This window comes from Duganella sp. CF517, assembly GCF_900110275.1.
GTDB lineage: Bacteria > Pseudomonadota > Gammaproteobacteria > Burkholderiales > Burkholderiaceae_D > Rugamonas.
This window is the reverse complement of the sequence record NZ_FODC01000005.1, coordinates 587,850-609,309: the sequence shown is the minus strand read 5'-3', so window position 1 is coordinate 609,309 and position 21,460 is coordinate 587,850. Positions and strand designations below refer to the sequence as shown.

Genomic DNA, 21,460 nt, shown 5'->3' with positions numbered 1-21,460 from the left:
AGCATCGATGAGCGCCACCCATATCGTCGTATCGAATGTGAGCAAGGTGTTCCAGACCGCCGACCGCGAACTGGTGGCGCTCAAGGACATCAACCTGGAGATCCCGCAGGGGCAGTTCGTCTGCCTGCTGGGGCCTTCGGGCTGCGGCAAATCCACCTTGCTCAACGCGGTGGCCGGCTTCGCGCCGCCGACGGCGGGCAGCATCACCGCCGACGGCAAGCTGGTGACCGGTCCGGGACCGGAGCGCGGCATGGTGTTCCAGGAATACGCGCTGTTCCCGTGGATGACGGTGGCCGACAACGTCGCCTTCGGCCTGGAGATCAAGGGCATGGCCAAGGGCGAGATCAACGCCGTCGTCGACAAGCTGCTCGCCATGCTGTCCTTGCAGGACTTCCGCAGCCGCTTTCCGAAGGACCTGTCGGGCGGCATGCGCCAGCGGGTGGCGATCGCCCGCGTGCTGGCGCTGGACTCGCCGATCATGCTGATGGACGAGCCGTTCGGCGCGCTCGACGCGCTGACCCGGCGCAACCTGCAGGACGAACTGCTGCGCATCTGGTCCGAGCTGAAAAAGACCATCATCTTCATCACCCACAGCATCGAAGAGGCGATCTACCTGGCCGACCGCATCGTCGTCATGACCTACCGGCCGGGCACCGTCAAGCGCGACCTGATGGTCGACCTGCCGCGCCTGCGCGATCCGGCCGCCGCCGAATTCAACGCCTTGAAGCGCGAACTGGGGCAGCTGGTCATGGAGGAACAGCAGCGCCACCACAACGACGAACTGAGGATGGCAGCCGTCGACTGAGCGATGGTGTAAACTGCGGGACATGCAGACCTACTTGTTCATCGCAGCCATCGCGCTGTACATCCTGTGCGCCGCCCTGCCATCGCGCCGCGCCGGCCTGATTTCGGCCGTGACGGTGGCCGCCTGGACGCTGCACGGCGCCGGCCTGTGGCTGGAGGTGGCCGCCGCCGGTTCGCTGCGGATCGGCTTCGCGGCGATGCTGTCGTCGGCCTTGTGGGTGTCGGTGGCGGCCTACTGGCTGGAAAACCGCAATTTCAGCCTGGACGGCATGCGCCGCCTGGTCATGCCCAGCGCCGCCGTCGCCGCCGCGCTGCAAGCCGTCTTCCCGGGCAACCTGATCCCGCTGGAGGGCAAAACCTCATTGTTCGGCTGGCACATCGCCATCGCCACCATGGCCTATAGCACGCTGACCATCGCCGCCTTCCACGCCGTGCTGATGGCGCTGCAGGAGGCGCGCCTGCACGCGGCCACCGACCGCAAAAGCTTCCTGTCCGGCGCGCTGGACCAGCTGCCGGCGCTGCTGACGATGGAGAAGCTGTTGTTCCGCATGATAGGCTTCGGTTTCACGCTATTGAGTTTGACGGTGTTGTCGGGCATCGTGTTTTCGGAACAGTTGTTCGGCCAGGCGCTCAAATGGGACCACAAGTCGGCGTTTACGCTACTGTCCTGGATGCTGTTCGCCGCGCTGCTGGCCGGCCGGCGCTTCCGCGGCTGGCGCGGCAAGACGGCGCTGAGCTTCACGCTGGCCGGATTTGCGACGTTGTTGCTGGCATATGTCGGCAGCCGTTTTGTGTTTGAAGTGGTTTTGCATAAAGGATGGGCATGAGCCGTATTTTGATTTGGCTGGGATTGATTTTCCTGGTGATCTTCGCGATCCGCAGCAAAATCCGCAGCGCGCAACAGCGCAACCAGCAGCAGTTCCGCCAGCCGCCGCCGAACCAGGAGGTGCCGCCCGGCGCGCCTGGCGCCAGCCAGACCGCCTACAAGGCGCGCACCGACAAGGCGCTGGCCGACGCCGAGACGATGCTCGAATGCGCCAGGTGCGGTATTTTCTTCCCCGCCTCGGAGGCGGTCCACGCCAACGGCCGCGATTACTGCTGCGCGGCGCACGCCGCCGCGCCGGCGGCGTAAAGCCCGGGCCGGCCGGTGGTGGCGCGCCTGCAAGCCCTGTCGGCTGAATCGCGCGCCACCTTCTGGCGCTCGCTGCAAACGCTCAACGCCACCCGCGTGGTCATCGCGCTGGTGCTGCTGGTCTATCTGAGTTTCGACAGCCGGGGCCTGCGCGCCGTCGACGAATATCCGTACCTGCCGGTGTGCCTGGCGTATCTGGGCCTGGCGGTCGGCTTCGCGCTGATGGCCGTCTCCTGGCGCCGCCGCTTCCTGCTGCAACTGCTGTCGCAGATCGCCTGCGACCTGGCCGTCATCTCGCTGCTGTACCTCGCCGGCGGCGGCGTGCGCAGCGGCCTGGCCATCTTGTATCTGTTCCCGCTGGCCGGTTCGGCCATCCTGGCGCCGCTGGTGCTGGCGCTGTTCTGCACCGCGCTGGTGGCGCTGTTCATGCTGGGCGAGAGCGTGTGGCAGCTGCTGGCGATGGAGAGCCAGCACGGCCTGCTGCAATCGGGCCTGTACGGCGCCGCCTTCTTTGCCGCCGTGCTGGTGGTCAACCGCATGGCCGGCAAATTGATCGGCCAGGAGGAGCTGGCGATCCAGCGCGGCGTGGAAATCAATGTGCAGCAGGCGGTCAACCGGCTGGTGATGGCCAATATCGGCGACGGCATCCTGGTGGTCGATCCGGACGGGCGGGTCTCGGCCGGCAATCCGGCCGCGCGCCAGATGCTCGGACTGGTCGGCCCGGACCTGAACTTCAAGCTGTCGGCGGCCGCGCCATTGGCGCCGCTGGCGCAGGCGTACGCCGAATGGCGCGACGATCCGGCGCGCAGCACGGTGTTCGTCACCATCAAGCCGTTCAGCGACGCCGCGCTGCAAGGGTTGACCGCCGCCTGGAGCGCGCGCCGCGACCTGTCGGCGCATTTGAAGGTGCGCTTCGCGGCGGTCGACGCGTCGTCGTCCGGCGTCGGCTTCGAGCGCAGCGTGATTTTCCTGCAGGACGTGACGGGCATCGAAAACCAGGCGCAGCAACTGAAGCTGGCGTCGATGGGACGCCTGACGGCCAGCATCGCCCACGAGGTGCGCAATCCGCTGTCGGCCATCGGCCACGCCACCGCGCTGCTGGGGGAGGACCTGGACAGCGCCGTGCATCTGCGCCTGCTCAAGATCGTCGGCGACAACGTGGCGCGGGTCAACCGCATGGTCGAGGACATCCTGCAGCTGTCGCGCAAGGTGCAGCCGAATAACGAGCCGCTGGCGCTGGACGGCTTCCTGGCCGAGTTGCGCTCGGAATTCATCAACAACCACGGCCTGCCGCCGGACATCGTCGGCCTGTCGGTGGCGCCGGGCACGATGGTGCGCTTCGATCCGCTGCACCTGCGCGAGGTGGTGCTTAATCTGTTAAACAACGCCGTGCGCTACGCCAGCGGCGGGCCGCGGTCGATCCGGGTCGACCTGCTCACCCATCCGCACCACGCCCAGCGCATGGAGCTGCACGTGCAGGACGACGGCCCGGGCATCTCGCCGGAGGTGCGGGCCCACCTGTTCGAGCCGTTTTACACCACATCGAGCAAAGGCACGGGCCTGGGGCTGTATCTGGCGCGCGAATTGTGTTTGAATAACGAAGCCCGGCTCGATTACGAATACCGTTTCGATAGCCGCGACAGCCCCGATGGCGGCCGCCGCTCCAGCGGACGCTTTGTGATCACCTTCGCCCAACCGGCGCAAAAATAAGAAGAGGCAGTGCCATGAGCGAGCGTTCTCCCCGCGTGCTGGTGGTCGACGATGAAGCCGACCTGCGCGAATTGCTGGAACTGACCCTGGTGAAAATGGGGCTGGATGTCGACAGCGCGGCGACCCTGGCGCAGGCGCGCGCGCTGCTGGCCGGGGCGGAACGCGAGCATCGGGATTATCAATTGGTGCTGACCGACATGCGCCTGCCCGACGGCTTGGGGCTGGAGCTGGTGCGCGAGGTGAACGCCGCCCACAAGAACACGCCGATCGCGGTGGTGACGGCCTTCGGCAGCGCCGACAACGCCGTCGTCGCGCTCAAGGCCGGCGCCTTCGATTACATCTCCAAGCCGGTGGCGCTGGACCAATTGCGGCTGATGGTGCGCTCGGCGCTGCGCCTGAACGCGCCGCCGGCCGGCCTGGCGGCCAGCGAAACGCCGCCGGCCAGCCGGTTGAAGGGCGAGTCGGCGGTGATCCAGTCGCTGCGCGCGCAGATCGCCAGGCTGGCGCGTTCGATGGCGCCGATCGCCATCCACGGCGAATCGGGCAGCGGCAAGGAGTTGGCGGCGCGCGAAATCCACGCGCAAAGCTCGCGTGCCGGCAAGCCCTTCGTCGCGGTCAACTGCGGCGCGATTCCGGAGGCGCTGATGGAGGCCGAGTTTTTCGGCTACCGCAAGGGCGCCTTCACCGGCGCCGCCGACGACCGCGACGGCTTTTTCCAGGCGGCCGACGGCGGCACCCTGATGCTCGACGAGGTGGCCGACCTGCCGCTGGCGATGCAGGTCAAGCTGCTGCGGGCGATCCAGGAGCGGCGCGTGCGCAAGATCGGCGCCACCGCCGAGGAGCCGGTCGACGTGCGGATTATCAGTGCGACCCATAAAAACCTGGCGCAATGCGTGGAGCAGGGCAGCTTTCGCCAGGATCTGTTCTACCGGCTGAACGTGATCGAACTGGGCCTGCCGCCGCTGCGCGAGCGGCTCGACGACCTCGGCGTGCTGACCGGCGCGATACTGGAGCGGCTCGGCACCTTCGAGCACCGGGCGGCGCTGGGGGACGGCGTGCTCGACGCGCTGCGCGGCTATTCCTTCCCCGGCAACGTGCGTGAGCTGGAAAACATCCTGGAACGGGCGCTGGCCTTCGCCAACGATGGCGTCATCGAGGTGGCCGACCTGGCGCTCAAGGGCGCGCGCGGCGCCGAGTCGGCGGGGCCGTTGCCATCGCCGACGCCGGCGCCGGCGCCGATGTGGATACCGCTGCCGAATATCCCGGCGCAGCCGGACGCCGGGCCGGCACCGCCGCCCGCGCCGGTGCCGCCGCTGCCGGAGCCGCTGCCGGCCAGCCTGCCCGACTACCTGAACCAGATCGAGCGCGACATCATCCTGCGCGCGCTGACGCAGACGCAGTTCAACCGCACGCAGGCCGCGCAACTGCTGGGCATCAGCTTCCGCCAGCTGCGCTATCAAATGCAGAAGCTGAACATCCAGGAGCCCGAGGCATGAAGGACAGCATAGGCGCGGACGGCTGGTGGCCGGCGGCGAGCCGCTACGACAGCCCGCACTTCGATTGCCGTCCCGACCCGGCCGACATCACGCTGCTGGTGATCCACAATATCAGCCTGCCGGGCGGCCGTTTCGGCGGTCCCCACGTCTCCGACCTGTTTACCGGCCGGGTGGACTATAATGCTGACCCTTCGTTCGCCGACCTGCGCGGGCTGAAAGTGTCGAGCCATTTTTTTGTGCGCCGCGACGGCCGGGTGATCCAGTATGTCTCGGCCAACGACCGCGCCTGGCACGCCGGTACGTCGTCGTTTCGCGGCCGCGAAAAATGTAACGACTACTCGCTTGGCATCGAGCTCGAAGGCACCGACGACACGCCGTTCGAAGCGGCGCAGTACGCGGCGCTGGCGGCGCTGACGGCGGCGCTGGCGCGGCGCTACCCGCTGACCGACGTCCAGGGCCACGAGGACATCGCGCCGGGCCGCAAAACCGACCCCGGACCGTTGTTCGATTGGAACTTTTATGTTAAAAGTTGCCGGAAATTATGTGAAGAATTCCCGATCGCGAAAGCCGGGTTAGTGGGCGCTAGCGCTGTATTGCGCTTTGTAAAAGGCGTTCTGTAAAGTCAACCGAAAAAATGGCGGAAACGCAAAAATTTCCCCTTGTATTAGCCCCATCGGAACACTACAATCAGTGGATCGGTTCTTCGCAATCACTAGATATAGTAGTTAACATGGCACTGGTTAATCAAGTCACAGCAAGTTCCTGGACCAACTCACCACCCTTATTAAAGTAGTTTAACCAGCCAGGCAGGTGTGGCTGATCGCTTCAATTTGGCCTTTTTTTACAAACATAGCCGCGCAGCACTGACTGCACGCCGTTATCGGGGAGCTTAAATGCAATCTACACAAGACATCACCATCAATCCAGCGCTGGTACCAGCAGCCGCTGCGAGCACCGCCAGCAGCCCGTCCACGGCAGCGGGCGACCTCGGTGACTACCGCATCATCCGCCGTAACGGCGCGGTCGTCGCGTTTGAACCGTCGAAAATCGCGATCGCTGTCACCAAGGCCTTCCTGGCCGTGAACGGCGGCCAGGGCGCCGCCTCGGCGCGCGTCCGCGAACTCGTAGAACAGCTGACCGCCAGCGTCGTGACGGCGCTGGTGCGCCGCCAGCCATCGGGCGGCACCTTCCACATCGAAGACGTGCAAGACCAGGTCGAGCTGGCGCTGATGCGCTCCGGCGAGCACGATGTCGCCCGCGCCTATGTCCTGTACCGCGCCAAGCACATGGAAGAGCGCCGCGCGCTCAAGGAAGCACAGGGCGCCAGCGCCAAGATCGCCGCGCCGCAAATCCACGTGCTGGAAAACGGCGAGCGCAAGCCGCTGGAAATGGACCGCGTCACCGGCCTGATTAACGCCGCCTGCATCGGCCTGGAAAAGCACGTCGACGCCGACGCCATCGTCGCCGAGACCCTGAAAAACCTGTACGACGGCGTGCCGGTCGAAGAGCTGCACAAGTCCGCCATCCTGGCCGCCCGCGCGCTGATGGAAAAGGACCCGGCCTACTCGCAAGTGACGGCCCGCATCCTGCTGCACACGATCCGCAAGGAAGTCTTCGGCAAGGAAGTCGCGCAGGGCGCGGCCGCCGCCGAGTACCTCACCTACTTCCCGCAGTACATCGCCAAGGGCATCGAAAACGAGCTGCTGGACACCAAGCTGGCCGAATTCGACCTGGCCCGCCTGGCCAAGGCGCTGGTCGCCGACCGCGATCTGCAGTTCGGCTACATCGGCCTGCAAACCCTGTACGACCGCTACTTCCTGCACGTCCGTGACGTTCGCATCGAAATGCCGCAGGCGTTCTACATGCGCGTGGCGATGGGCCTGGCGCTGAACGAGTCCGACCGCGAAGCGCGCGCCATCGAGTTCTACAACCTGCTGTCGTCGTTCGACTTCATGTCCTCGACGCCGACGCTGTTCAACGCCGGCACCCTGCGCTCGCAGCTGTCGTCGTGCTACCTGACCACCGTCTCGGACGACCTGGAAGGCATCTACGACGCCATCAAGGAAAACGCGCTGCTGGCCAAGTTCGCCGGCGGCCTGGGTAACGACTGGACCCCGGTGCGCGCGCTGGGCGCCCACATCAAGGGCACCAACGGCAAATCGCAAGGCGTGGTGCCGTTCCTGAAAGTGGTCAACGACACCGCCGTCGCGGTCAACCAGGGCGGCAAGCGCAAGGGCGCGGTGTGCGCCTACCTGGAAACCTGGCACATGGACATCGAAGAGTTCCTGGACCTGCGCAAGAACACCGGCGACGACCGCCGCCGCACCCACGACATGAACACCGCCAACTGGATTCCGGACATGTTCATGAAGCGCGTGATGGAAAAGGGCGACTGGACCCTGTTCTCGCCGTCGGATTGCCCGGACCTGCACGACCTGGTCGGCAAGGCCTTCGAGAAAGCCTACCTGGGCTACGAAGCCAAGGCCGCCGCCGGCGAAATCCGCGTGTTCAAGAAGATCGCCGCGCTGGACCTGTGGCGCAAGATGCTGTCGATGCTGTTCGAAACCGGCCACCCGTGGATCACCTTCAAGGACCCGTGCAACATCCGTTCGCCGCAGTCGCACGTGGGCATGGTCCACAGCTCGAACCTGTGCACCGAGATCACCCTGAACACCGGTCCCGACGAAATCGCCGTCTGCAACCTCGGTTCGGTCAACATGCCGGCCCATATGAAAGAGGGCAAGCTCGATCACGTCAAGCTGCAAAAGACCATCCGCACCGCGATGCGCATGCTCGACAACGTCATCGACATCAACTACTACGCGGTCGACAAGGCCCGCAACGCCAACATGCGCCACCGTCCGGTGGGCCTGGGCGTGATGGGCTTCCAGGACTGCCTGCACATGATGCGCGTGCCGTTCTCGTCGCCGGAGTGCGTGGCCTTCGCCGACACGTCGATGGAAGCGGTGTGCTACTACGCCTACCTGGCCTCGACCGAGCTGGCGGAAGAGCGCGGCCATTATCAATCGTACAAAGGTTCGCTGTGGGACCGCGGCATCCTGCCACAGGACTCCGTCAAGCTGCTGGCCGAAGAGCGCGGCGGCTACCTGGAGCAGGACCTGTCGTCGGCGATGGACTGGACGCCGGTGCGCGAGCGCATCAAGAAGTTCGGCATGCGTAACTCGAACTGCGTGGCGATCGCCCCGACCGCGACCATCTCGAACATCATCGGCGTGTCGGCCTGCATCGAACCGACCTTCCAGAACCTGTACGTGAAGTCCAACCTGTCGGGCGAGTTCACCGAGATCAACTCCTACCTGGTGCGCGACCTGAAGGCGCGCGACCTGTGGGACGAGGTCATGATCGCCGACTTGAAGTACTTCGACGGCTCGCTGGCCAAGATCGACCGCATCCCGAACGACCTGCGTGACATTTATGCAACCGCATTCGAAGTGTCGCCGACCTGGCTGGTGGAAGCGGCGTCGCGTCGCCAGAAGTGGATCGACCAGGCCCAATCGCTGAACATCTACATGGCCGGCGCCTCGGGCAAGAAGCTCGACGAGACCTACAAGCTGGCATGGCTGCGCGGCCTGAAGACCACCTACTACCTGCGCACCACCTCGGCCACCCACACCGAGAAGTCGACCTCGAAGACCGGCGCGCTGAACGCGGTGTCGGTGGACGGCGGCATGTCTGCCAGCGCGATCGCCTCGGCGGCGGCCGCCGCTCCGGTGGCGGCGGCTGCGGCGGTGACCGCCGAAGCGGACGGCGAAGCCTGCTACCTGCGTCCCGGCGACGACGGTTTCGAGGAATGCGAAGCTTGCCAATAAGCCGGCCGCGGGCTTGCCGGCCTTGCCAACACGCCCGCGCCACCTAATATATATAGAGCGAACCGCCCCGGCCCGTCCGGGCGGTTCTATTTGACCGAATTCAGAAGGAAACACACTATGTCGCTGTCCTGGGACGAAGAAGCCGCACCAGCGGTACCACAAGCTATCAACGACGCCGCACTGGCCACCGGCGAAGCCAATGCCGAGCAAGTCGCGCTGCGCGTCAACGCCGACGACAAGCGCATCATCAACGGCAAAACCGACGTCAACCAGCTGGTGCCGTTCAAGTACAAGTGGGCATGGGACAAATACCTGGCCGGCTGCGCCAACCACTGGATGCCGCAGGAAGTGAACATGCAGCGCGATATCGAGCTGTGGAAGAACCCGAACGGCCTGACCGACGACGAGCGCCGCCTGGTCAAGCGCAACCTCGGCTTCTTCGTCACCGCCGACTCGCTGGCCGCCAACAACATCGTGCTGGGCACCTACCGCCACATCACGGCGCCGGAGTGCCGCCAGTACCTGCTGCGCCAGGCGTTCGAGGAAGCGATCCACACCCACGCCTACCAGTACATCGTCGAGTCGCTGGGCCTGGACGAGTCGGAGATCTTCAACGCCTATAACGAAGTCAAGTCGATCCGCGACAAGGACGAGTTCCTGATCCCGTTCATCGACACCCTGACCGATCCGGCCTTCACCACCGGCACCGTGGAAAACGACCAGAAGCTGCTCAAGTCCCTGATCGTCTTCGCTTGCTTGATGGAAGGGTTGTTCTTCTATGTCGGCTTCACCCAGATCCTGGCGCTGGGCCGCCAGAACAAGATGATGGGCGCGGCCGAGCAGTATCAGTACATCCTGCGCGACGAATCGATGCATTGCAATTTCGGTATCGATTTGATCAACACGATCAAGATGGAAAACCCGCTGCTGTGGACCCCGGCGTTCAAGGAAGAGATCAAGCAGCTGTTCCTGAAGGCCGTGGACCTGGAGTACGCGTACGCCGAAGACACCATGCCGCGCGGCGTGCTCGGTCTGAACGCGACCATGTTCAAGGGTTACCTGCGCTTCATCGCCAACCGCCGCGCCACGCAGATCGGTCTGGAGACGCTGTTCGACCAGGAAGAGAATCCATTCCCGTGGATGAGCGAGATGATCGACTTGAAGAAAGAGCGTAACTTCTTCGAGACCCGCGTGATCGAGTACCAGACCGGCGGCGCGCTGAACTGGGATTGATGGCGGTCTGAGTTGCATGGAAAAAGCCCGGCTTCGATAGCCGGGCTTTTTCTTTTATACGAACCGTTCCAGATACTCCCGCAGGCCCGCCTCCCCGCCGGCCAGCGCGCCGATGTAGCCGTCCGGCCGGATCGGCGCCACGTCCCCCGGCGCGAAACCGTACGCCGCGCGCAGATGGCCGCCGTCGTCGCGCGGCGCGCGGTTCATTCCAACGGTCACTATTCTCAGCCCGGCGCGCGCGGCGATGGCCGTGGCGCCGGCCGGCTCGTAGCGCAGCAAGGTCCACGCGCCGCCACCGAGCAACGCAAACAAACGCACAGGCTGACCGGCCGCGCCGCGTCATGGCGCGTCCGGCGCGCGGTCGCCGGCGCGCACGATGGCGTCGTCGTCGTCGTCGCGGCGCGTCGTGCGTCAGCGGCGAGCTCCGGTAGCCCAGGTCGAGCTGCTGCGTCTCGCGCCCGCGCCGCAGGTCGCCGCGCGTGCGCGCCGCCTGCAGCAGCTTGCCCGACAGCCCCGGCACGCCGGCCGCCACCTCGCGCCGCTCCGTCTCGTAGGTGTCGAGCAGCGCGTCCGGCGCGCCGTCCACCACGCCGCCAGTTTCCATCCCAGGTTCCACGCATCCCGCACGCTGGTGTTCGGACCCTGTCGGTGGGTCGGCGGGTGGACGTGCGCGGCGTCGCCGGCGATCACCACGCGGCCGACCCGGTAGCGGTCGGCCAGCCGTGAACTCATCTCTTGCACCGAGCACCAATGCACCGCGTGCAGCGCGATGTCGGCGCGCCCGGTGCGGGCGGCGATGACGGCGGCAGCGTCTTGCGCACGAGGATGCGGCCGCCGTCGGCGCCGACCAGGTGGCGCGCCCGCACCGTGGCCATCGCCGCCGGCCGTCGCCCGCCGCGCGGTGACGCCTTCGCCATCCGGTTCGAAGCCGGTCAGCTCGTGGCCGCAGCGCGGCGCGTGTCCGAGTTCGGCGAGCCTGTCGCGTAGGACGCCCTCGGTCAGATACCGCGGCGGCATCAGCGGCAGCGTGTACGGCTCGGCGGGCGAGGGCGCCAGGCCTTCGGTCGACGCTTGCTCGTCGTGGCCGCCGTCGGCGCGGTATCCGCGCTGCGCCGGATAAAGGCCGCCGGCGTCCACCATGCGATCGGCCACGCCCAGCGCGTCGAGCATTTGCAGGGTGCGCGGCTGGATGCCATTGCCGCGCGAGCCGCTGGGCGGTCCTTCAATTCTGTAGACCAGAACAACGTCGACGTGGCGGCGCGCGAGGTCGATCGCCAATGCGAGGCCGGCGCGGCGACGTGAACGCCCGGGTGCTGCGCCACAAGAGTACCGACGCCGACCACGAAGCCGAGTAGTCCGACACGCCCTCGCCGACGCGCAACGCGTCGAACACTCAACCAGCGCGCATCGGCGACAGCGCTCGCGACGCGCCGACACATCGTCGACCACTCGCCGACACACATCGCCACGCATCGACGCGCGCGCCGAGCGCGCAGGCGTCGTCGCGCATCGCTGTATTCCGCTTGCCATTCCCCGCACTCTGTCTCATAATCGCGACGAATTTAAAAACAGTGAGCAGCGACAGCGCGCATGCGATGCGCCAGCGCTCTCGAATTCGGAAGTTGGTGGCGAGCGACGCGCGCAGATGACGGCGGCATCGCAGACACCCAGGCGGCAATTGGCTCGCTTTGAAGCGCGATTTTTCCGCGCGGCGCGGCAGGCGCATTTTCGAACTCGATTGAGCGCGCACATCGCACCACGATGTCGCAAGCGAGCAAGCGCGAACTGCCACGCGTATGTGAAATGGCGAGCATAAGACGAAAAAAAGCGGACGAATACTTCTCGTGCCGGTTGCGTACCGACAAGGTTTTCGTGTACTTTACGAGATTGAAAATGTGTGTTTATAAAGGTGCGCTTTTTTTGAAGTGCGCACACCGCAGAAATGATCGCGATCACGGGATACAGATTCACAAAGATATGCACAAGACCAAACCGTTTTTGTTCAACCGTCTTTCCTGATTCGGTTCAGGTTGGGCGGTTTTTTGTTTGAAAACAAAAACGGTCGATGGCTGCGACGTAGGTCCCTGGAGCTGAGCACACGCCCGACCACCCGCAAAACGTCGCAACAAGATTTGTATCTGCACGCCGCGCCGGCCACGGACGGCGGACAGATAGATGGCTGAAGCGCTGCACTCGTGAGGGGTTGCAGCAGTTCAGCTGGTGCCGAATTCATTAGCGCAAACAGTGTCCTGTTTGTGCCGATGAATAATTCGCCTGGCCCAATCCGGGGCCGGACGGGTTTAAATCTTGTATGTGAATTTTCCCATCCCCGATGAAGGAGAACTAAAAATGGCAACTGCCGCAAAGAAACCAGCAGCAAAAAAGCCGGCCGCTACTAAAGCCGCCGCCCCAGCGAAAAAGCCTGTCGCCGCGAAAGCAGCCGCCAAGCCAGCAGCGAAAGCCGCCGCCAAACCAGCCGCCAAACCAGCCGCCAAACCAGCCGCTAAACCAGCTGCCAAAGCCGCTGCTAAACCAGCTGCAAAGCCAGCTGCAAAACCAGCAGTGAAAAAAGCAGCCGCCAAACCAGCAGCGAAGCCAGCAGCGAAAGCAGCAGCCAAGCCAGCGGCTAAGCCAGCCGTGAAAAAAGTAGCAGCCAAGCCAGCGACCAAAGCAGCAGCGAAGCCAGCAGCGAAAGCTGCAGCCAAGCCAGCAGTGAAAAAAGCGGCAGCCAAGCCAGCAGCAAAGCCAGCAGCCAAAAAAGCAGCAGCCAAGCCAGCAGCAAAGCCAGCCGCTAAAAAAGCAGCTGCCAAGCCAGCGGCGAAGCCAGCAGCAAAAGCTGCAGCCAAGCCAGCGGCAAAAAAAGTAGCCGCCAAACCGGCAGCGAAAAAAGCGGCCGCCAAGCCAGCCGCTAAACCTGCCGCGAAAGCAGCAGCTAAACCAGCAGCCAAAAAAGCTGTCGCCGCTAAACCAGCCGCCAAGGCAAAAACAGCAGCCAAGCCAGCTGCAAAGGCAGCGGCTAAGCCAGCAGCAAAAAAGCCGGTTAAGGCAGCGGCCAAGCCGGCAGCTGCCAAGAAGCCAGCCGTCAAGGCTGCCGCTAAACCAGCTGCCGCCAAGCCAGCCGCTAAACCGGTAGCCGCCAAACCGGCCGCCGCGCCAGCGCCGGCAGCCGCGCCAGTTGCCGCGGCAGCGCCTGCTCCGGCAGCCAAGCCGGCGGTGAAAAAAGCCGCCCCTAAAGCGGCCGCGCCGAAGAAGGAAGCTGTCGCCAAGCCAGCCGCTCCTGCCGCCGTGCCGGCAGCGAAAACCGTGTTGGCACCGGCGGCCGCATGGCCGTTCCCAACCAGCACGCGTCCTTCCTAAGCTAAATACTTAGGTGCCTGCTGAGGCAACCGGCCGCTGTGTGAGACAATCACACAGCGGCTTTTTTTTTGGAGGGACCGTGCTTAGTATTGTTATGTTGATTGTCGACGCCATCGCCACGCTGTTGGGCGGCGCCTTGCTGTTGCGCTTCTGGATGCAGGCGATCCGCGTGCGTCCGCCGCAATCGGTGGCCCAGTTCACGTTCCAGCTGTCGGACTGGCTGGTGCGGCCGCTGCGGCGCATCGTGCCGGGCATGGGCGGCTACGACTGGGCCAGTCTGATCGGCGCCTTCCTGATCGTGCTGCTGGCGACCTCGGTGCTGTTCTTTGCCGGCTGGCCGGCGCAGGCGGTGTTGCTGGCCGCGTTCGAGCGCTTCCTCAAATGGATACTGTACGGCTTCATGGCGCTGCTGGTGGTCGAAGCGATCTTCAGCTGGGTCAATCCGCACGCGCCGCTGGCGCCGTTCGTGCGCGCGCTCAACGAGCCGCTGCTCAAGCCGATCCGCCGCGTGGTGCCGCTGGTGGGCAATCTCGATTTATCGCTGCTGGTGGCGCTGATCGCGCTGCAGATCGCCCAGATTCTGCTGGGCATGGCCTTCAACGGCCGATAAAAAATCCGGGGTCCGGTCTGCCATTGCTACACGAGCTGTTGTGTAGATGGTGAACCCGATCCCGGATTTGCCTTGTGTGGCGGGCCCATCGTCCGCCATGTCCGCCACACGTGGGCCGTGTAGCCATGGCGGACCTGACCCCGGATGTGACTTTTAGAAGCGGTAGCCGAACGCGGCTTCGAAGCGATCGGCGATCTCGGCCGCCGTGAGCTGGTGGTTCTGGCCGCCCTTGCTGGCGATCTTGATCGCGCCCATCAGACTGGCCAGGCGGCCGGTCGTTTCCCATTTCCAGCCTTGCGTGATGCCGAACAGCAGACCGGCGCGGTAGGCGTCGCCGCAGCCGGTCGGGTCCAGCACGTCGGCGACCTTGACGGCGGGAATCTCGATCCGTTCGCCCTTGGCGTAAATCTCCGAGCCGTGCTCGCCGCGCGTGACGATCAGCGCGTCGAGGCGGCTGGCGATCTGCGGCAACGTCAGGCCGGTGCGGTCCATCAGCAATTCGATTTCGTAGTCGTTGGCGGTGACGTAGGTGGCCTTGTCGATGAAGGCGATCAGCTCGGCGCCATTGAACATCGGCAGCTGCTGGCCCGGGTCGAAGATGAACGGGATCTGCAGCTTGGCCAGGTCGGCGGCGTGCTTTTGCATGCCCAGGTGGCCGTCCGGCGAGATGATGGCCACCGCCGCCGTGCCCGCCTTGGCGACGTCGTTCTCGTGCGCGTACGACATGGCGCCCGGGTGGAAGGCGTTGATCTGGTTGTTGTCCTCGTCGGCCGTGACGAAGCATTGGGCGTTGTAGGCCTCCTGCTTGATCAGGATGTTGTCGGTCGAGATGCCGAGCTTGTGCAGGCGTTCGATGTAGGCGGCGTTGTCCTGGCCCATGACGCCGACGATGCGCGGCTCGCCGCCCAGCATCTTGAGGTTGTAGGCGATGTTGCCGGCGCAGCCGCCGTATTCCGTTCGCATCGTCGGCGCCAGGAACGATACGTTCACCTTGTGCAGCTGGTCGGCCAGCAGGATGCTGTCGAAGCGGCCCGGGAATTGCAGGATGGTGTCGATCGCGAGCGAGCCGCAGATGATGGATGTCTGAGTCATGATAGTTCTTTATGGATAGAAGACTGCGATGTGATAGCCGGATGCTTTCAGCTGTTTCAATTCAAAGTACAGTTTGACAGATTGCTCGCTGCGCGGGGCGAATCCTTTTTCCGGTGCGGCATCGGCGCCAAGATAGTCGCGCGGCGTGAACACGCGGCGCAAGATGGCCTTGTCGTTGGCGTCGTCGAGCACCAGTTCGATGTGCGGCCACTGCTGCGCGGTGGCGCCCTGGTTGCGCAGCAGGGTGGTGAACGAGAACGTGGTCTCGCTCAAGGTTTGCAGTTCGCCCTGCTCGATGACGAGCTCGTCGATCCGGGTCGGCAGTTCGATCTTGCAACCCAGTGCGGCGCAGATGTCCTGCAATGTCGGCTTGAGTCCCGGGTAGCTGGCGGCCAGCTGGTTGCGGAAGGTGGTCAAGCCTTGCGCCGCCAGCGCGCCCGCCAGCAGCAGCGAGCCGACGCCCATGGCGATGTTGATGGTCTTGCCGTAGCGCTCGCGGCGGCGGTCGCGCTTGAGGAAGCCCGGCTCGTTCGGGTCGTCGACTTCCGCTTCGACCGCCTCCGGTGCCGGCGGCTCGACGCTGTGGACTTCGGCCTGGGGCGCGAAGTGGTCTTGCGACGGGGCCGAGGCGGCGCGCAGCAAGGTGTGCAACTGTGGCGCGCTGTCGCGCTCCCTGGCGGCGGCGAGCTGGACCAGCGCCTCCTCGTCGGCCTCGTCGAGGTCGTAGCGGGAGTCGGGGTCGAGGGTGGGTTCCTGGCGGTCGGCGGCGGCCGTCGATGGCGCGGCCTTGGCTTCCTGCTCGGCCGCCCCGGCCGCGATGTCTTGCTCCATCAGCGCCAGTTCGGCCGCCAACGCCGCCTCCAGCTCCTCGTGCGTCATCGGTTCGATGGCGAGCGGGTCGTCCGGCGCCGGCTCGAGGACGGGCGGGCGCTGCTCTTCAGCAGGGAAAGGTTCGGGCTCGACCCCGGCTTCGGCTTGACGTTCAGCATCGGCCTCGGGTTCGACGTCGGACTCGGGTTCAGCGTCGGCCTCCGGTTCCGGCAGGACTTCGGGCTGGATCGCCGGCTCGGGTCCGATCGCGGGTTCGTGCCCGGACTGCCATTCCGGCGCCGTCTCGTCCACCGCGCTGTCGAGCTCCAAGGTGTAGATCGGTTCGGCTCCGGCCGGTTCAAGCGCGCGCGGATCCGGCGCGGCCACCGCTTCATCGAAGGGCGCGGGTGTCGGCGGAGGGAAGTAGGGTGCTTCGGACACAACCGGCGCGAACACCGGTTGCGGGATGGCGAGCGGCTCGAGCAGGGCCGCGTTGCCGTCGAAAACTTCATTGCAGGAGCCACAGCGCACTATGCCCCCACGTAATTTCAACTGGTCATGAGCGACCCGAAACGTCGTGCTGCAGTGGGGGCATTTAGTGGCGAGCGCCATCGCTGCCGTTAGCGCGGGGCGGGTACCGCATCACTGCCGAGCCGGCCATGCAGGGCGACCCAGCCGTCTTGCTCCGCCCAGACGCCGAGCTTGATGAACGGCGCGTAGGCGGCGGCCACTTCGTCGGCCTGGCGCGCCAGCACGCCCGACAGGATCAGCGCGCCACCGGGGGCGACGCGGCCCGACAGCATCGGCGCCATCAGTTTGAGCGGGCTGGACAGGATATTGGCGACCACGATGTCGAACTGTTGCGCGGCGTGCTGCGATTGCGCGAAGGTGTCCGGCAGGAAGTATTCGATGTCGCACTTGTTGCGTTCGGCGTTGTCGGCCGCCGATTCGATCGCCTGCGGATCGATGTCGACGCCGACCACTTCGCCGGCGCCGACCTTCTTGGCGACCATCGCCAGGATGCCGGAACCGCAACCGTAGTCGAGCACGGTTTTGCCGGGCGCCGGGTTCGCTTCCAGCCACTCCATGCACAGGCGGGTGGTCGGATGGCTGCCGGTGCCGAAGGCCAGGCCCGGGTCCAGTTCGAGGATCAGGCCGTCGGGGTCCGGCGCCTCGTGCCAGCTCGGCACGACCCAGATGTTCTTGCCGATGTGAATCGGCGCGAACTGCGATTGCGTCAGGCGCACCCAGTCCTGCTCCTCGACCTTGCGCGTGGCGAACTTCGGCAGGGTCGCCAGCTTGATCTGTTCGGCGGCGGCGGCCACGATGGCGGCCTGGTCGTCATCCTCGTTGGTCAGGGCGACGACGCGGCTGTGATCCCATGCCGCTTCGGTCGGTTCCATGCCCGGCTCGCCGAACAATGGGCGCTCCTGGTCGGTGCCTTCGTCGGCGTCTTCCACGGACACCGACAGCGCGCCGACTTCCATCAACGCGTCCGACAGGGCTTCGGCGTGGTCGCGCGCGATTTCGATGACGATTTCAGTCCAGCTCATTATTGCGCCTTCAAACTCAGTTTATGCAGGTCCGGCATGTCGGCCAGCTTCTGTTCCAGGTAATGGATGTTGGTGCCGCCTTCGATGAAGCGGGCGTCGATCATCAGTTCGCGGTGCAGCGGGATGTTGGTCGAGATGCCTTCGACGACCATTTCCGACAGCGCGATCTGCATGCGGCGGATCGCCTGCTCGCGGGTGGCGCCGTACGAGATGACCTTGCCGATCATCGAATCGTAGTGCGGCGGCACGTAGTAGCCGGCGTAGGCGTGCGAATCGACGCGCACGCCGGGACCGCCCGGCACGTGCCACGAGGTGATGCGGCCCGGCGACGGCGTGAACTTGAACGCGTCCTCGGCGTTGATGCGGCACTCGATGGCGTGGCCCGAGAGCATCACGTCGCGCTGGCGGAAGCGCAGCTTTTCGCCGGCGGCGATGCGGATCTGCTCTTGCACGATGTCGATGCCGGTGATCATTTCGGTCACCGGATGTTCGACCTGCACGCGGGTGTTCATCTCGATGAAGTAGAACTCGCCGTTTTCATACAGGAATTCGAAGGTGCCGGCGCCACGGTAGCCGATCTTGCGGCAGGCTTCGGCGCAGCGGTCGCCGATCTTTTCGATCAGCTTGCGCGGGATGCCCGGCGCCGGCGCTTCCTCGATGACCTTCTGGTGGCGGCGCTGCATCGAGCAGTCGCGTTCGCCCAGCCAGACGGCGTTCTTGTGTTCGTCGGCCAGGATCTGGATTTCCACGTGGCGCGGATTTTCCAGATACTTCTCCATATACACTTCCGGATTGCCGAAGGCGGTGCCCGCTTCGGTCTTGGTCATGGCCACGGCGTTGATCAGCGCGGCCTCGGTGTGCACCACGCGCATGCCGCGACCGCCGCCGCCGCCGGCCGCCTTGATGATGACCGGATAGCCGACCTTGCGGGCGATCTGCACGATCGCCTTCGGATCGTCCGGCAGCGCGCCGTCGGAACCGGGCACGCACGGCACGCCGGCCTTGATCATGGTTTGCTTGGCCGAGACCTTGTCGCCCATCATGCGGATCGATTCGGAGCGCGGGCCGATGAAGACGAAGCCCGATTTTTCCACGCGCTCGGCGAAGTCGGCGTTTTCCGACAGGAAGCCGTAGCCCGGGTGGATCGCTTCGGCGTCCGTCACTTCGGCGGCGCTGATGATGGCCGGCATGTTCAGATAGCTCAGCGACGAGGGCGCCGGGCCGATACACACCGACTCATCGGCCAGCTTCACGTATTTGGCGTCTTTGTCCGCTTCCGAGTGGACCACGACCGTCTTGATGCCCATTTCGCGGCAGGCGCGCTGGATGCGGAGGGCGATTTCGCCACGGTTGGCAATGAGGATTTTTTCAAACATGATAGGTTCGCGTATGTCTGTGAGCGCCGAAAATCCGGCAACGTCAGGTAGAGGAGGGAATGCGGAACAAAGCCGGCGCGCCCGTCACCGACGGGGGGAGGGCGCGAACCGGACTTAGCCTATCACAAACAGCGGTTGGCCGAATTCGACCGGTTGGCCGTTCTCGACCAGAATCTGGGTGATCGTGCCGGATTTGTCGGCATCGATTTCATTCAACAGTTTCATTGCTTCGATGATGCACAGGGTGTCGCCTTCCTTGACGACGGCGCCCACTTCGACGTACGCGGCCGAACCCGGCGCCGACGAACGGTAGAAGGTGCCGACCATCGGCGATTTAACGATGTGGCCGGTCGGCTCGGCTGCGACGGCCGGGGCCGCTGCGGCGGCCGGCGCGGCGGCTGGCGCGGGAGCTGCGTGGTACTGCGGCATGCCTTGCGGCTGCATCATCACCATCTGGTTTTGCGGCATGGCCGACGATTTGACGATGCGCACTTTGCTTTCGCCTTCGGTCACTTCGAGCTCGGCGATGTCCGACTCCGCGACCAAATCAATCAAGGTCTTCAGCTTGCGTAGATCCATGTAACCCCCGGAATATCTTGTTATGTAAAGTGTGAGCGGCGCCGCCTCGTGGGCGAAACCGTGTTAAGTTCGTAATTTTTTGCGCGCAGATCGCGTAGATTAACGCCTTTTAACGACGAAGTCGATGGCAAACCGATATCCTTCGATACCCAGTCCGCAGATCGTGCCCAACGCGATCGCGCTCAGGAAGGAATGGTGGCGAAACGACTCGCGCTGGTAAATATTGGAAATATGTACTTCCACGAACGGAATCGCGACCCCCGCCAGCGCGTCGCGCAGCGCGACGCTGGTATGGGTCAACCCGCCCGGGTTGATGACGATGGCGTCCACGCCTTCGGTCCTGGCGGCATGGATACGGTCGATCAGCGCCCCCTCGTGGTTGCTCTGGAAACAGGACAGCGTCGCGCCGGCCGCCTCGGCCTGCGCCACGGCGGCTTGCTCGACATCGGCCAAGGTGTTGGCGCCGTACACCTCCGGCTCGCGGGTGCCCAATAAATTGAGGTTGGGACCGTTGAGAAGTAGAAGCTTTTTTGCCATGGTTCTAGACCGTTTTCCGCGAAAGTTCCGCATTTTGCCGCCAACTGCTGGCATTGGCAAGAGAAAAAAACTGCTGAATCCAGTTAAAGAGTTGCAAGGTCTTTACGCAGCTCGTCGAATTTGAGCCGCCCCAGATAGGTCTTCTTGACCTGGCCGTCGGCGCCGATCAGCACCGTGTACGGCAGGCCGCCGCCGGTGTTGCCGAACTGCCGCGACAGCTCGGTGCCGCTCATGCCGGCCACCAGCACCGGATAGGTAATTTTGTATTTGTCGCTAAAAGCGGCGATATTTGACGGCGAATCAATACCGATGCCGATAACTTGCAGCTTCTTACCCGCTTCTCCGGCGGCCAGCTCGGACAGCTCGGGCATCTCCTGCACGCACGGCGCGCACCACGGCGCCCAGAAATTGACCAGCATCGCCTTGCCTTTATATTGGGCCAGCGCGGTCGGCGCGCCCTTGGCGTCGGGCAGTGTTTGCGCGTACAGCGCGCCCACCGGACCGGTCACGCCGGCCGGCGCCGTGGTGGTGATCGGCGCCGCATGTTGTTTGTTGAAGCCGACCCAGGCGCCGGACGCGGCGAACAGGAGGGCGACGCCGACATAAGCGGCCAGATGTTTTTTATTCATGATCGGGGTTTCGGTTGGTGTTGTCGTCGGTATGGGTGCTACTAACCAGCAGCGCGCGCACGGCGGCGATATCGGCGCGTATCAGCTTGTCGCCACGGGTTTTGACGGCGCCGCGCAAATCGTCCAGCTCATATAAGGCGGCGTGGACGCCTTCCTTGTGCCACATGAAGCTGACCGTCTCGACCGGATCGTAGCGCGGACCCTTGAAGTGCGGCGTTTCGGAGATGTCGATTTGCAAATTGCGGTTCAGCAGGAAGATCTCGACTTCCTTGGCGCTGTCGGCGAACAGTTGCAGATGGATGTCGTCGTGCGCACCGGCGGTGCCGTTCAGGACCGCGCCGGTCAGGAACGGATTGAACGCGGCCAGGCCTTCCATGATGTCGACCGCCAGGGTGCGCAGCCGGAACAGGCGCGCCGGCTGGGTGTCCGCGTGGAACAGCGATTGGTAGATGCGGACTTCCTCTTCGATCTGCGCGTTGTCCGGCAGCAGGTTCGGCGGCGGTTGCGTGTCGCCGAGGATTTGTTTGGCGGCCTTGCGCTTGGCGGCGTTGTAGTCGGCGCCATCCTGCGCGATCAGGCGCGCGGCGGCGGCGGCGATCTCGGCGCGGAGCAGCAGGACTTCTTCGATAACATTCGGCGTCATGGACGAGATAATACTCTGAACCGGGAATTCGGCGTCGGCTCAGGTAAAATCGCGTATTCACTTGCGCGG

The 21,460-nt window shown here is 64.6% G+C and carries 21 protein-coding genes; 9 read left to right on the top strand and 12 right to left on the bottom strand.

Annotated elements, in window-relative coordinates; all coding sequences use genetic code 11:
- Positions 1–7: 7 nt before the first annotated feature.
- The 8 genes from BMX85_RS22020 (at position 8) to BMX85_RS21985 (ending at position 10,205) form a co-directional block, all read left to right on the top strand.
- Positions 8–805, top strand: coding sequence for an ABC transporter ATP-binding protein (locus BMX85_RS22020; protein ID WP_090323731.1), 798 nt, complete (start codon positions 8–10; stop codon positions 803–805).
- A 22-nt stretch (positions 806–827) separates the two neighbouring features.
- Positions 828–1,631, top strand: coding sequence for a cytochrome C assembly family protein (locus BMX85_RS22015; protein WP_090323729.1), 804 nt, complete (start codon positions 828–830; stop codon positions 1,629–1,631).
- The gene (locus BMX85_RS22010; RefSeq protein ID WP_090323899.1) at positions 1,628–1,936 is read left to right on the top strand and encodes a PP0621 family protein; all 309 of its coding nucleotides are present in this window, start codon (positions 1,628–1,630) and stop codon (positions 1,934–1,936) included. Before BMX85_RS22015 ends, BMX85_RS22010 begins: the two co-directional genes overlap by 4 nt.
- 15 nt (positions 1,937–1,951) lie before the next feature.
- Positions 1,952–3,646, top strand: coding sequence for a sensor histidine kinase (locus BMX85_RS22005; protein ID WP_090323727.1), 1,695 nt, complete (start codon positions 1,952–1,954; stop codon positions 3,644–3,646).
- A 14-nt stretch (positions 3,647–3,660) separates the two neighbouring features.
- Positions 3,661–5,142 (top strand): sigma-54-dependent transcriptional regulator, encoded by a 1,482-nt coding sequence (locus BMX85_RS22000; protein ID WP_090323724.1) that lies wholly within the window; start codon positions 3,661–3,663, stop codon positions 5,140–5,142.
- On the top strand, positions 5,139–5,762 hold the full coding sequence (gene ampD / locus BMX85_RS21995; RefSeq protein WP_090323721.1) for a 1,6-anhydro-N-acetylmuramyl-L-alanine amidase AmpD: 624 nt from the start codon (positions 5,139–5,141) through the stop codon (positions 5,760–5,762). Before BMX85_RS22000 ends, ampD begins: the two co-directional genes overlap by 4 nt.
- A gap of 273 nt (positions 5,763–6,035) precedes the next feature.
- A complete protein-coding gene (locus BMX85_RS21990; protein WP_090323718.1) occupies positions 6,036–8,972 on the top strand; it encodes a ribonucleoside-diphosphate reductase subunit alpha in 2,937 nt (978 codons plus the stop codon).
- Between the two features lie 117 nt (positions 8,973–9,089).
- Positions 9,090–10,205, top strand: a complete 1,116-nt coding sequence (locus BMX85_RS21985; protein WP_090323716.1) for a ribonucleotide-diphosphate reductase subunit beta — start codon at positions 9,090–9,092, stop codon at positions 10,203–10,205.
- Positions 10,206–10,259: 54 nt separating this feature from the next.
- Here BMX85_RS21985 and BMX85_RS30810 read toward each other — a convergent pair whose 3' ends face one another.
- The 4 genes from BMX85_RS30810 to BMX85_RS30570 form a co-directional block, all read right to left on the bottom strand.
- Complete coding sequence (locus tag BMX85_RS30810; RefSeq protein WP_218147396.1) at positions 10,260–10,523, bottom strand: hypothetical protein; 264 nt, start codon at positions 10,521–10,523, stop codon at positions 10,260–10,262.
- Between the two features lie 93 nt (positions 10,524–10,616).
- On the bottom strand, positions 10,617–11,483 hold the full coding sequence (locus tag BMX85_RS31440) for an FAD-dependent monooxygenase (protein WP_304529058.1): 867 nt from the start codon (positions 11,481–11,483) through the stop codon (positions 10,617–10,619).
- Between the two features lie 115 nt (positions 11,484–11,598).
- Positions 11,599–11,931 (bottom strand): hypothetical protein, encoded by a 333-nt coding sequence (locus tag BMX85_RS31105; protein ID WP_177196827.1) that lies wholly within the window; start codon positions 11,929–11,931, stop codon positions 11,599–11,601.
- Between the two features lie 574 nt (positions 11,932–12,505).
- Positions 12,506–13,201, bottom strand: a complete 696-nt coding sequence (locus BMX85_RS30570; RefSeq protein ID WP_218147391.1) for a hypothetical protein — start codon at positions 13,199–13,201, stop codon at positions 12,506–12,508.
- A gap of 455 nt (positions 13,202–13,656) precedes the next feature.
- Between BMX85_RS30570 and BMX85_RS21970 the strand changes: the two genes are divergently transcribed.
- Positions 13,657–14,172: a YggT family protein gene (locus BMX85_RS21970; RefSeq protein ID WP_090323710.1), complete on the top strand. Its 516-nt coding sequence runs from the start codon at positions 13,657–13,659 to the stop codon at positions 14,170–14,172.
- A gap of 153 nt (positions 14,173–14,325) precedes the next feature.
- On the opposite strand, the gene BMX85_RS21965 is transcribed toward BMX85_RS21970, so the two are convergent.
- The 8 genes from BMX85_RS21965 to BMX85_RS21930 all read right to left on the bottom strand — a co-directional run bounded on the left by BMX85_RS21965 (position 14,326) and on the right by BMX85_RS21930 (position 21,391).
- Positions 14,326–15,264: a carbohydrate kinase family protein gene (locus tag BMX85_RS21965; protein ID WP_090323707.1), complete on the bottom strand. Its 939-nt coding sequence runs from the start codon at positions 15,262–15,264 to the stop codon at positions 14,326–14,328.
- A 9-nt stretch (positions 15,265–15,273) separates the two neighbouring features.
- A complete protein-coding gene (locus BMX85_RS21960) occupies positions 15,274–16,686 on the bottom strand; it encodes a DUF3426 domain-containing protein (RefSeq protein WP_090323704.1) in 1,413 nt (470 codons plus the stop codon).
- A gap of 8 nt (positions 16,687–16,694) precedes the next feature.
- Entirely contained in the window at positions 16,695–17,627 is a 933-nt protein-coding gene (prmA, locus tag BMX85_RS21955; protein WP_090323701.1) for a 50S ribosomal protein L11 methyltransferase, read from the bottom strand.
- A complete protein-coding gene (gene accC / locus BMX85_RS21950; RefSeq protein WP_090323699.1) occupies positions 17,627–19,003 on the bottom strand; it encodes an acetyl-CoA carboxylase biotin carboxylase subunit in 1,377 nt (458 codons plus the stop codon). Before accC ends, prmA begins: the two co-directional genes overlap by 1 nt.
- Before the next feature lie 114 nt (positions 19,004–19,117).
- Positions 19,118–19,582: an acetyl-CoA carboxylase biotin carboxyl carrier protein gene (gene accB / locus BMX85_RS21945; RefSeq protein ID WP_090323697.1), complete on the bottom strand. Its 465-nt coding sequence runs from the start codon at positions 19,580–19,582 to the stop codon at positions 19,118–19,120.
- A 99-nt stretch (positions 19,583–19,681) separates the two neighbouring features.
- On the bottom strand, positions 19,682–20,119 hold the full coding sequence (gene aroQ, locus BMX85_RS21940) for a type II 3-dehydroquinate dehydratase (RefSeq protein WP_090323695.1): 438 nt from the start codon (positions 20,117–20,119) through the stop codon (positions 19,682–19,684).
- A gap of 83 nt (positions 20,120–20,202) precedes the next feature.
- A complete protein-coding gene (locus BMX85_RS21935) occupies positions 20,203–20,748 on the bottom strand; it encodes a TlpA family protein disulfide reductase (protein ID WP_090323693.1) in 546 nt (181 codons plus the stop codon).
- Entirely contained in the window at positions 20,741–21,391 is a 651-nt protein-coding gene (locus tag BMX85_RS21930; protein ID WP_090323691.1) for a hypothetical protein, read from the bottom strand. The genes BMX85_RS21935 and BMX85_RS21930 overlap by 8 nt, the downstream gene beginning before the upstream one ends.
- Positions 21,392–21,460: the final 69 nt, after the last annotated feature.